The organism is Paenibacillus sp. JQZ6Y-1 (genome assembly GCF_040719145.1).
GTDB classification, from domain to species: domain Bacteria; phylum Bacillota; class Bacilli; order Paenibacillales; family Paenibacillaceae; genus Saccharibacillus; species Saccharibacillus kandeliae.
Genome location: NZ_JBFDUZ010000001.1, coordinates 1,746,769 through 1,759,137, shown reverse-complemented (window position 1 = coordinate 1,759,137; position 12,369 = coordinate 1,746,769). Strand labels below are relative to the sequence as shown.

Genomic DNA, 12,369 nt, shown 5'->3' with positions numbered 1-12,369 from the left:
AGATACTTACCAAACCATACAGAATGAGGAGTGGAGAAAATGGTACAAACACGAGTATTGAGTGCTTCCCATGCTAAAGCACCTTTTGAAAAGACAACGATTGAGCGCAGAGAACTTCGTCCGAATGATATTTTGATCGATATCAAATTCAGTGGCATTTGCCATTCCGATATTCATAGCGCCTACGATGAGTGGGGCGGCGGTATTTTCCCTATGGTTCCAGGTCATGAGATTGCCGGAATTGTAGAAGCTGTCGGAACAGATGTAACCAAATTTGCAGTCGGCGACCGTGTCGGTGTTGGCTGTTTTGTAGATTCTTGTGGAGAATGTGAATACTGTCAGCGCGGCGACGAGCAATATTGCACCCAAGGCGTTGTACAAACGTACAACTCCCGCGAATATGATGGTACGCCAACCTATGGCGGTTATAGCCAGAAGATTGTCGTCAAAGACCGCTTTGTCGTTAGCATTCCAGAGAAGCTGGAAATGAACGTAGCAAGCCCACTGCTGTGCGCAGGTATCACTACCTATTCCCCATTGAAATACTGGAATGCGGGTCCGGGTAAAAAAGTAGCAGTCATCGGTGTCGGCGGACTGGGTCACTTGGCGCTGCAATTCGCGCATGCACTCGGCGCGGAAGTTACCGCACTGAGCCGCTCGATGAACAAAAAAGATGAAGCGTTTGAGTTTGGCGCGGATCACTATTTTGCAACGGGAGATCCAGAGACATTCAAGCAGCTGGCAGGTCAATTTGACCTGATTCTGAATACCGTATCTGCCAATATGGATGTAGACGCGATTCTGTCGCTGCTGCGTGTAGATGGTACGCTCGTTAACGTGGGTGCACCAGCTGAGCAGGATCAATACAGCGTGTTCTCCCTGATCATGGGTCGTCGCAGCATCGCTGGTTCCCTTGTAGGCGGTATTGCCGAAACGCAGGAAATGCTGGACTTCGCTGCCGAGCATGGCATCGAGCCAAAGATTGAAGTCATTCATGCGCATCAGGTGGATGAAGCATATGAGCGCGTCCTGAACAGTGATGTACGTTATCGCTTCGTTATCGATGTAGCAACACTGTAAGCTGTGAACGGAAACGTATAACAGTTCGATACCATGTACTCCGAGACCGTTAGAAGCTTCGATTTCGGATCATAATGAAAGTTCTTTTTATTGTTCATAGTAGGCATATACAAAATCCCCTGTTCTCCACTCATGGAGTTCAGGGGATTTTTATTTAGTATAGATAGCAATAGGGTGAGAGTTAAAATGGTCTGCTCTGCAACATCAGAATGATAACAGGTTATGAATCAAGGCTATGAATCAACTGGATTCCGGTTGAGCGCCCTGCTGGAATTGGCTGTTATACAGCTCATAGTAGGCACCGCGCTGCTCCAGCAATTGCTCGTGATTCCCCTGCTCAGCAACTGTGCCTTCGCGAATGACCAGAATACGGTCGGCATCACGAATCGTGCTGAGACGGTGAGCGATAACGAAGCTCGTACGTCCTTTCATCAGCGTCTTCATCGCCTGCTGAATGTGCATCTCGGTTCGCGTATCCACACTGCTTGTCGCTTCGTCCAGAATGAGAATAGTCGGATTCGCTAGAATGGCACGCGCAATCGTCAGCAATTGCCGCTGACCGTGACTCAGATTGCTCCCTTCCGCCGCTAAGACGGTATCATATCCATGCGGCAAGCGCGCAATAAATGGCGCTGCATTCGCAAGCTGTGCTGCTTCTTCCACCTCGGCATCGCTCGCACTCAGTCGACCGAAGCGAATATTATCGCGAATCGTTCCAGAAAAGACATGCGCATCCTGTAGCACCATGCCCACTTGACTGCGCAGCTGATCCTTATCCAGCTCTCGTACATCACGTCCGTCGATACGAACGGTACCACTGTTCACTTCATAAAATCGGTTCAGTAGATTAATCACTGTCGTCTTGCCTGCTCCTGTTGGACCTACCAATGCAATCTTCTCGCCGGGTTGTGCAGTGAAATCAATATGCTTGAGAATCATACGCTCTGGATCATAACCGAACGATACATCGTCAAATTGAACATTCCCCTGTAGTTTCACACCCGTCGTAAACGAAGGTGCAGATCCATCACTTGCAGCACGTACTGTTTGCGACTCATACTCAGATGGTGTGTCCATAATCTCAAACACACGCTCCGCACCAGCAATAGCAGACTGAATCATATTGTACTGATCCGCCAGCTCAGCAATCGGGCGACCAAACTGCTTGGAATAGTTCAAGAAGCTGACGATGATACCGACTGTCGTTAGCTGATGAAATGCCATCCAGCCGCCAATACTAGCAATCAGTGCAAAGTCGATATTATTTACCATATTCATCACAGGTCCGACTAAACCAGAAGCGATTTGCGCTCGAATGCCTGCTTGATTCAGCTCACCGCTTGTATGACGAAACCGAGTTGCTTCCGTCTGTTCACGCCGATACTGACGAATGATCTTCTGCCCGCCAATCGACTCCTCGATCATGCCGTTAAGCTCGCCCAGATGACGTTGCTGACGTTTAAAATACTTGCGGCTCATGGCAGCAATACGGCGGCTTGCCAGTAGAATCATTGGCACTGTTAATAGCGCTACTATAGTAAGCGGAATATTGAGTGTCAGCATAATAATCAGCGAACCGACCAGCATGATCAGACTGTTCAGCAATTGGGTTACACTCTGATTCAGCGTATTGGATACATTATCAATATCATTGGTCGCCCGGCTCATCAGATCGCCCTTTGCCCGTTTATCAAAAAAGGGAATGGGCAGCTGCTGATACTTCCCAAACAAATCACGTCGCAGATCGTACACCGTACGCTGTGATACACCTGTCATCACATACGCCTGCACCCACGAGACGGCACTGCCGATCACATAAATGGTTAACAGCATTCCCGCCAGCTTGAGTAGCATAGTATAATCGCGCGGAATAATCGCTAGATCAATGACCCGACCAAGTAGATATGGTCCGAGTAACGATAGGATCGCATTCAGAACGGTGAAAACATAGACAATAATTAAGCCTTTGCGCTGACGATTCAGATAGCTCCATAGTCTGCGGATGGTGGCAGTGCGATGCTTGGCACGCACAATCGGTACATTGCCACGCATCGGTCCACGTCCGCCCGGACCCGGCATGGATGGCATAGTTTCTTGACGTGTAGGGGAATTGCTTTCCTTGGCGTCTTGCGCATGAGAAGACGGTTTTTGCCAATCAGCCATGATGCACCTCCTCCTCACGCAGCTGGGATTGCCGAATATCGCGGTATGCTTCACTTGTTCGCATCAGCTCGTCATGCGTTCCTTGAGCGGCGATCTGTCCATTTTCCAAAATGATAATCCGATCGGCATCACGGATTGACGATACACGCTGCGCAATCATAATATGTGTACTGCCATGCGTACCACGTTGCAGTCGCTGACGAATCCTTGCTTCTGTTACGGCATCCAGCGCGCTGGTGCTATCATCCATAATGAGAATCGATGGTTGGATGAGTAATGCGCGCGCAATCGATAGCCGTTGCTTCTGTCCGCCAGACAGATTGATGCCACGCTGACCGAGCACGGTATCATAGCCCTCGCTGAGCTGAACGATGAACTCGTGCGCTTCCGCTGCTTTTGCCGCTTCTATCACTTGTTCTTCGGTTGCTTGCGGATGACCATAGCGAATATTGTCGCGGATCGTACCACTGAATAGAATGGTCTGCTGCATAACAAAACCGATCCGACTACGCAGATGATCCAGTTCAATCTGCCGAATATCGGTTCCATCAATCATTATGCTCCCGCTACTCACTTCGTACAGACGTGGAATCAGACTGACAAGCGTTGATTTGCCCGAGCCGGTAGCACCGAGAATGGCGACCGTCTCGCCCGGTCTAGCGGTGAAGCTAATATGCTGAAGCACATCGTTATCATCCGCGTTATAGGCAAAGGACACATCACGAAATTGAATTTCGCCGCCACGAATAATATCGGCAGCTGCAGATGAGTGATCAACGATCTCGCTATTCGTTTCTAACACTTCATTGATACGATTCGCGGATACGCTGGCACGCGAGATCATCGTAAGGCGACTGCTAAGCATCAGCATGGACATGAGCAACTGAGTGACATAATTGATAAAAGCGACCAACTGCCCCACTTCCAACGAGCCATTCCAGCTCTGCATTCCACCAAACCATAACACCGCTACAATACTGACATTCAGAATCAACATCATAAGCGGCATATTCAGCGCCAGTAATCGTACCGCCTTGATTGCAACGGCGGTATAGCCACTGTTCGATTCATCGAAACGCTTCTCCTCATACGATCCGCGTACAAATGCTTTCACCACACGAATACCCGCGAGATTTTCCTGCAATACGGTGTTCACCTGATCTAGTCGCGATTGCATACGAGAAAATAAGGGAAACGATACTTTGATCAATACATATAATAAAACGGTCAATACTGGCACCGAAATCAGCAAAATAATCGTCAGCTTGGGACTGATCACAATCGCCATAATCAAACTGCCGATAAGCAGTAGCGGCGAGCGAATGGTCCGTAGAATGAGCTGGACAAAGCTTTGTAGCTGTACGACGTCATTGGTCAGCCTTGTAATCAACGAACCGGTTTGCAGTGTATCCAGATTGCGATTGGAAAAGGTCTGAATATGCTCAAACAATCGAATCCGCAGATCGTTGCCAAAATGCTGCGAAGCCATACTGGAAAAGATCGTACAACCTACCCCACCAAGCAGACCAATCAGAGCGACACCAAGCATGAGCAGGCCGGTCGTAATAATGTGTTGCAAATCGTTCTTCATTAAGCCATCGTCCACAATGCTCGCCATCAACGTTGGCTGCATCAGGTCCATGCTGACCTCTAATAGCATCAGTAGGGGTGCAAGCAGGCTGGATACCCAGTATGGTTTGAGCATCCTGAGCAGTTTCCACATTCACGATCCCTTCCTTCCGGCATGTTGCCGGTACCTGTAGGCAAAAGCTGCTGTCTCGACCGGCCAATATTCATTATTGTTCATCGTTTGATTTCGAGGTGCTGGTAGTAGACGAAGTAGAATCAGCGTTGAACTCTGTGCTTTGCTGGTCTGTAGGCTGGTCTGTAGCATCGGCTGGAGCAACTGTTGTTGCTTCACTCTCTTCGGTTTCCACATTGTTGGTTACTGCTGCTTCGGTCGAAGATGTTGTTTCATTCATTTGCTGCTCCTGCGGTTCTGCTTCCTGCCATTCCTGTAGCTCAAACATATGGATAAACTCCTGAATGATGGCATCTGTTGCCTTCAATTCGCCACTGATCACTGCTTTGATCTCTACATATTCCGGCTGCTCCAATTGCTGCACCAGCGTAGTGCGTTTCACCTCTAATCGCTCCAAGAAAGCGACTGCACGCCCGCGCCGAAAAGTCTGTGCGCTGCGAAAATGCTTTTTATCCTCTTCACTTCTGCCTCGTCCGCCTTTTGGTCCGCGATGCTCCCCATGATGATGTGGGCCTCGATGCTCATGTCTTCCTTCACGCATGTGTATTCCTCCTTGGATTTTGTATACATTTGTATACGTTTTGTTCGTGTATACAAATGTATACAAAAAACTCAGAAGTGTCAATATATACATTTCTTTTTTATACTATGTAGCAATATCTATATCTATCGATATTTATTGCTTGCTGTACATTTCTTTCCGCAGAAGAATGCCATAACAAAAAAGCCGCAATCCATCGTTTCAACGGATGCAGCTTCGAGAGTAGAGATCATTACTATTCACTTTCCAGCGCCTGCTCGGTAGAGCGCAGCTTTTCCTTTTCCATCTGCTTATCAATGCGATGCCGAATTTCATGCAGCACCATCGTCAAAATCTCACGCCGTTCACTTAGATCAATCAATGCCTGCCGCAGTCCCGCGCGCTCCATACTACCATCCTGCTCGCTTATGCGATACCGTGCGAGCGACTCGGCACCCCGAATAATCTCATCCTGCAATTCGCGAATATAATCGGTTACGACTTCCAGCGATTCTAGATATACCTCGTTTGCATGACCATGCAGCGGCGAACGTACAAACCGATCCGCATAATCCCCCTGTACCTGTACAAGTGAAAATGCCGGATTGCTCAACAATAACTGCAAGCTTTGCATTTGCATTTCAGCCGGCATACGATCAATACCGATCGCTTCATTCTGCTCCACCATTCGCTGCAGACAGCGTTGTAGTTCATCTCCGCCTGCCGGCAGCTTGTCCAATTCGGTTTTACGTACAAAATAGATCATCGCCATCTCCTCATTCCGACATGGTATGGTAACGTTTTGCTCGTGTTCCTTTGTTTCTGTGGAATAATTAACCCATAAGCTTGCTAGACTAAGCGCTTTTCGCTTAATTAAGCCATTTTTGTACTTTAGGCGCAGTTCGCCGTAATCAGACCTATATTCTACCTTTACCTGTTGCATACAGAAGGCACAAGAATAAATGGCAAGCAGGCAGTAACAAATGATGGCAAGAGGATGAGCGTCTATTATCGGTTTTTAATCCACAATGCGGACAGATTCGGAAATCCAAACGAATCCAAATGCAGCCCATACAGATTTCGATTAAAATAAGCACGCTGATTAATATGATTCCCGAACAACAGCCAATTCTCCTGCTGCAATCGTTCAACAATCTGTGTCAATCTCTGTCTGCGCTGCTCCTGCTCCTTGCGCATAATGTCATACAGCATCTCATGGATCTGCTGCAATTGCTCAGCGCCCAGCATATGATGCAGATAATTCGCCTCATTGGAGAAATAATTGATCAGATCCCATTCCCAATCATCCTCTAGCACCTCTACGGCAAGCACCATATGTCCGCCAACGATCAGCTTACGCTCCTGTGGCTCCAATTCCAGCTGCAAGCCCACCTGCTGTGCTCGTTGCTGCAACCACTCTGCTTCTCGCCTCTCCTCATATTTATCCACAAACGTCAGTTTAAGTGTCTCGCCAGCATAGCTGCTCTGTGTCAATTGTTGCCGTACCTGTTCCAGCGGTATTTCTGGAAAGGACATCTTCGCACTTTGCCACGGTAAAAAACTGCCCGCTGACGAGATTCGATCCCCACCTAGCTCACGCCGCATCGTTTCTCGGTCATACAACAGACGAATGGCTTGCCGAAACGCTGCTTCATGCTGAACACCCGGTAGATTAAAATTAAACAGCATATACCGTCCACCCTGCGCTGGTTGATTGATCAGACGACTGTATTGCTCGTCTTCTTCCCTGCCGTTACTGAGACGGTAATACCGATTGCTATGCCCTTCATCCGGCATAAACCATACATCCACCCGATCCAGCATCGGACGGAATCCGTAATATCCGTCAAACGCGATCAGTGATAGCTTACTAGCAGAACGCTGTGCAATCCGAAAGGGACCACTACCATTCAATGTTTCGTCACCCTGTTCATGCTCCGGCACAATACCCATAAAGATATTAGACAATAGATGCAAAAACATCGCATTCGGCTGCGCTAGACAAAAAGTTAACGTGTAATCGGTATGAACGATCACCTCATCCATATCGCTATACAGCCAGCTAATATTGCGTCCACGCTGCCTTAAACGCTGAACCGTAGAATATACATCGCGTGCAGTCAGCAAACTGCCATCATGAAAACGAATCCCTTTCCGCAAATAAAACGTCCATTCCGTAAACGTATCATTGGCTTCCCAGCGATGAGCAATACGCGGTACAAAATCTTCCTGCTGCGGATCGTAGCAAACGAGTGTATCAAACAATTGACGCAGCAGAAATACCTCGAATGCGGTGAAGACTTTTACCGTATTCAATTCCTCTAGCGGACGATAACGGATCATACGCAGCACATCCTGTGTGCTGCTCTCCTCCTGCTCACGATGCAGACCAAGATAAATATTAATCCGCTGCCATAGCCGTTCCCGAAAGGGCTCGTCATTCTCCATAGTACCCGTCAACTCTAGCGCATCCTTCACCCGATCCCGACTGAGTAAATGCTCCAATTGCTGCTCTACCAACTCATGATGATGACAGCGAAATTCAAGCTGCGAATGATTGCCGCGTCCACGTCCCGGCTGCCAGTTGATCCAGCTTCGTTCCTCCAACTTGCGCAGCACAAACTTCACATTGCGCGGCGTACAGTACAAAATATCCGCCAACTCAGCAATTGTCGCTGTGCAGGTCAACGGTACATCTCGTTCTGGATTTAATCGTTCGTACAACTGCATATATTGCAACGCCTCATGCTCCATCCACTCCACCACTCTCTCACGTTGTACTCCTTAATGAACATCGTCCGCATCGTCCGCATCGTCCGCATCGTCCGTGCTAAGCGTAATTTCGCATGCTTCAATAGGCAAATGACAATTTTTAAATAAAAGGGGAAACTACCATAGAAAAGCTTACTCTTTTTCTTCTCCTTTTTTCTTTTTACAATAATAACAATTCATCTGACGTATTGTAAAACATAGGAGTGTTGATTATGATTGCCAAACATCTTACCGCTATTCATCCTCTCGCTTGGACCGTTATTATCGGAACGGTATTCGGGCGCCTCGTCACTTCCATGAGCATTCCGTTTCTGGCGATCTACCTCACTTCAACGCTTGGCATTGCCGCTACGGAAACAGGATTCATTATCGCCGCCAGTTCATTGGCAGGTGTAGCTGTCAGCTTCTACGGTGGGTACATATCAGACCGAATCGGACGCAAAAAGGTGATGCTATTCTCCGCCTTTTTCTGGGCACTTGTCTTTTTCGGCTTTGCAGCAGCAAATCAGATTTGGATGTTCTTTGTTGTTAATGTGCTGAACGGCATCTGCCGCGCGGTATTTGAGCCAGCATCGCGAGCGTTATTGTCAGAAACGACTCCACCAGAGCACAAGCTGCTCGTCTTCAATCTGCGATATGCTGCGATCAACATCGGTGTTGTGTTTGGACCGATTATCGGATTACAGCTCGGCTCGGCGAAATCGACCTTTCCTTTTTTAATCGCTGGATTAGTGTACATTGTATATGGCATCGTGCTAATGATTCAATTTGCTGCTCACCGCGATGTAGCGAATGTAACAACGTCAACTGACGTAGCAAAGCCTCGGCTTGCTGAAGCATTGCGTGTGACGACCTCTGACCGCATTTTCTTATTTGTGCTGATTGGTACGATCTTCTGCGTGCTTGGCTACGGTCACTTTAGTTCTACCTTAGCGCAATATTTGTCATTGACGCCTGACTTGCAAAATGGCAGTACGATCTTCTCCTACATGCTAGCTGCCAATGCTGCCATTGTACTGATTGTGCAGTATCCGGTGGTGCGTTTTGCTCGTCGATTCCGTCCGATTATACCGCTCATCATGGGGAATCTGCTTGTTGCGGTATCCCTGCTTATTTTCGGATTCTCGCATAATCTGATCTCATTTCTTGTTGGGGTATTCGTGTTCACCATCGGTGAAGTATTGATGTTCACCATGATGGATATATTGATCGATCATATCGCCCATCCCGATTGGAAAGGTACGTACTTCGGAACGATTGGATTTAACAATATCGGTAATGTGCTAGCACCAATTACTGGTGGCGTGCTGCTGGATCACTATGCTTCGCAGGGTGGCTGGATGGTATTCGTCCCACTTGCTCTGTTAACTGCGGTCGGTCTGCCGTTCCTGTTCGTTGCTCACCGCCGCTTAACGATTCGCGATCAGCAACAGGCAGAGCAGCAGGAAACATCGCTTCCAGAGAAACGAAGCGCCGCTCGCGCATAGATAGGTATAGACTCACCGCTATGTAGCGGAACGTTATGTATGGTATACGAAGTTAGATTTTGCTTTACCATCTATTATATATTCAGCAATAAAACATATTCTGGCCGTTATGCTGGCTGGTACGCCGACTGTTTCCCCCTAACGAACATCGGTTGCCGCACATAACGGCCCTTTTTTATGTCCATGCGCTGATGTGTAGAATATTGGGAGTTTGGTGTTGCCTATATGGAATATCGATTTTCTTATAAATCGTTTATGGTAAATGTTACGATTTTCAAAAGAACGTTATCAATCAAGAGGTTATATTTTCAGAGAATATGGTTTATTTTGCTGCTGTCATGTGTATTTATCTTAATATGATATCAATGTTCATACATATTTTCACAAAGATTCCTATACTTTTGTGAAAAAAGTTATAAAGTTTTCACAATTTCATGTCTTAATTTTTAAAATCATCATTTACAATGCGTGTTTGTACCTTATAAATGGTATGATTGATCCATACAATACATCGAAACGGGTGACATATATAGAGATGAAAAATCAAACAGGTCAAGTTGCACAAACAAATGTTCAGGTAAATTCGTTTCCTGCCATCTTTTTTGCTACGATCAAAACGGGGATCATCAAATCCAATCTGATTGCGATGTTCGCCGGTTTGAGCATGGCAATCTACGTATTCAATCTTTCATTTTTTGAGCATATTGGGGCGATCATTCTGGCTTTTATCGGCTCCTCGCTCGTAATCGGCTCTGCCGGTGCATTCAACAATCTGTATGACCGCGATATTGATGCGATCATGGAACGTACCAAAACACGACCAACCGTAACCGGCAAAATGGACGCGCCAAACGGTCTGGCAATCGGAACGACCATGGCGCTGATCGGTGTGGCGCTGTTGTATGTTAGCTCTCCGCTAGCTGCACTGTTCGGATTCCTCGGATTGTTCCTGTACGTGGTTCCTTATACTATGTGGACCAAACGCAAAACGATCTACAATACCGAAGTAGGTAGCTTGTCCGGTGCTGTACCTCCATTGATCGGTTGGGCAGCAGTATCAAGCGATCTGGGACATTGGGAAATCTGGGCGCTCGTTGTTACTATGCTGCTCTGGCAGATGCCTCACTTCTACGCAATTGCGATTCGTCGCTTCGACGAATACAAAGCAGCTAGCGTACCGATGCTGCCAGTGGTAAAAGGTCTGAAACGCACCTATGCACAAACGAACTTCTATCTGGTATTGCTCGTACTGTCCAGCTTCATGTTCTGGCCACTTAGCCCGTACATCGCTGGCGTTGCATTCGTACTCAGCACCGCATGGCTCGTCTTCAGCTTCAAAAGCTATGACAAAACGAATGTTGGTCCATGGGCGAAGAAAATGTTTATTTTCTCCCTCAACCACATCACTCTGCTGTTCCTGATCATCATCGCCTTCTCGCTGATTGCGGAATGGTTGAGATAAGCATCAAATCACAAACTCAAGGCTGCACTGGAATATTCCGGTGCAGCCTTTTTTTGATCTATTACGATTCATTGCTTTTTAGAGATACCTTTTGTTGATTATATTTTACTGCTCATAGATGCATGGATGCGTGCTACTTATCATATGGATTTGTCATTTGCATTCTTGTCATTTGCAGTTAATGTATGCGTCCACTGCCAAGCATGGAATCAGATTCCGGTTGTCCATTGCTTTGCATACACTCCTCCAACAGCTTGGGGTGTTGCTCTATATAATCCAGCCATAGACGCACAAGCACTAATCGATGTGATGGTTGCAGCTGATCCCTCTCTCTGTCTAGCAATTGCTGCCAACGCTTTTGTCGGAGGGATGGATACAAATACTGCGTATGCAGCTTCTTTTTTGCAGTGTATAAGCAAGCAGCATGCTGCAACGCAGTATCTAGCAAGCGCTGGTTGGAGAAGGATAGATTGAATTTGAATTGCTGTAAATGGACGGTAAAATCATCGCGGCGGGCGTTAACAGTATCACATTCTCTTTTCTGCGTTTCTTTGATGCTGTCACTAGGATGGCGTTCATGGATATGGATTTGCAGCATTTCGATCAGCAGCTGACTCAGCCAGTATTCACATGGCATCTCCTGCTGCTCTTGTTCTTGTGGATTGTCGCCATACACGTCATACGAAATGCTCTCTATTTCGCTAGACTCTTGTAATGCACTGGCATGATCGAGAGCTCCATTATTCCTGTTATCATTCATCACGGTCATGTAAAGCTGGATTAACCAGCCCATTTTATGCTGTCGTTTCAGCGTATGATCGGCGTACAGTTGGAAAATCGTTTGCTGGATTTCTGTAATCCATGCGTGCCTAGGATGCTCAAGTGTCATCTTCACTTTTGCCTTCTCCACCGAAGCAGTATCCGCAGAAAAGGAATGTTTAGTTGTCATGCCTTGCCCTCCTCTCGTATTGTACAAATAGGAGGCAGAATCTGGTCTGCCTCCTGTGTACCTGTCATCGGCGGGTACGGATATGATTCATATGCCGACTTGTTCGTGCTGTTTCGTTCATGCTGCCTTGATGGGTAATTTATTGATAAAGTGCTGTATTTAGTGGATGTAGGC

At 47.1% G+C, this 12,369-nt stretch carries 9 protein-coding genes; 3 read left to right on the top strand and 6 right to left on the bottom strand.

The genetic code is table 11. The features are described from left to right. Nucleotides 1–39 precede the first annotated feature (39 nt). The gene (locus tag ABXR35_RS07650; protein ID WP_367057725.1) at nucleotides 40–1,080 is read left to right on the top strand and encodes an NAD(P)-dependent alcohol dehydrogenase; all 1,041 of its coding nucleotides are present in this window, start codon (nucleotides 40–42) and stop codon (nucleotides 1,078–1,080) included. Between the two features lie 240 nt (nucleotides 1,081–1,320). On the opposite strand, the gene ABXR35_RS07645 is transcribed toward ABXR35_RS07650, so the two are convergent. The 5 genes from ABXR35_RS07645 to ABXR35_RS07625 all read right to left on the bottom strand — a co-directional run bounded on the left by ABXR35_RS07645 (nucleotide 1,321) and on the right by ABXR35_RS07625 (nucleotide 8,291). Next, nucleotides 1,321–3,243, bottom strand: a complete 1,923-nt coding sequence (locus ABXR35_RS07645) for an ABC transporter ATP-binding protein (RefSeq protein WP_367057722.1) — start codon at nucleotides 3,241–3,243, stop codon at nucleotides 1,321–1,323. Further along, the gene (locus ABXR35_RS07640) at nucleotides 3,236–4,966 is read right to left on the bottom strand and encodes an ABC transporter ATP-binding protein (RefSeq protein WP_367057719.1); all 1,731 of its coding nucleotides are present in this window, start codon (nucleotides 4,964–4,966) and stop codon (nucleotides 3,236–3,238) included. Before ABXR35_RS07640 ends, ABXR35_RS07645 begins: the two co-directional genes overlap by 8 nt. Before the next feature lie 73 nt (nucleotides 4,967–5,039). Next, nucleotides 5,040–5,546 carry a hypothetical protein gene (locus tag ABXR35_RS07635; RefSeq protein WP_367057716.1) on the bottom strand — a complete coding sequence of 169 codons (507 nt, stop codon included), beginning with the start codon at nucleotides 5,544–5,546 and terminating at the stop codon, nucleotides 5,040–5,042. Between the two features lie 235 nt (nucleotides 5,547–5,781). Next, nucleotides 5,782–6,291 carry a hypothetical protein gene (locus ABXR35_RS07630; RefSeq protein ID WP_367057713.1) on the bottom strand — a complete coding sequence of 170 codons (510 nt, stop codon included), beginning with the start codon at nucleotides 6,289–6,291 and terminating at the stop codon, nucleotides 5,782–5,784. Between the two features lie 242 nt (nucleotides 6,292–6,533). Continuing rightward, nucleotides 6,534–8,291: an ABC transporter substrate-binding protein gene (locus ABXR35_RS07625; RefSeq protein ID WP_367057710.1), complete on the bottom strand. Its 1,758-nt coding sequence runs from the start codon at nucleotides 8,289–8,291 to the stop codon at nucleotides 6,534–6,536. Between the two features lie 218 nt (nucleotides 8,292–8,509). Here ABXR35_RS07625 and ABXR35_RS07620 point away from each other — a divergent pair, with 218 nt between their 5' ends. After that, nucleotides 8,510–9,784, top strand: coding sequence for an MDR family MFS transporter (locus ABXR35_RS07620; RefSeq protein WP_367057707.1), 1,275 nt, complete (start codon nucleotides 8,510–8,512; stop codon nucleotides 9,782–9,784). A 535-nt stretch (nucleotides 9,785–10,319) separates the two neighbouring features. Next, nucleotides 10,320–11,246 carry a heme o synthase gene (gene cyoE, locus ABXR35_RS07615; RefSeq protein WP_367057704.1) on the top strand — a complete coding sequence of 309 codons (927 nt, stop codon included), beginning with the start codon at nucleotides 10,320–10,322 and terminating at the stop codon, nucleotides 11,244–11,246. Between the two features lie 178 nt (nucleotides 11,247–11,424). Here the strand turns inward: cyoE and ABXR35_RS07610 are convergent, their stop codons facing one another. Further along, nucleotides 11,425–12,195, bottom strand: a complete 771-nt coding sequence (locus tag ABXR35_RS07610; RefSeq protein WP_367057701.1) for a hypothetical protein — start codon at nucleotides 12,193–12,195, stop codon at nucleotides 11,425–11,427. Between the last annotated feature and the right edge of the window lie 174 nt (nucleotides 12,196–12,369).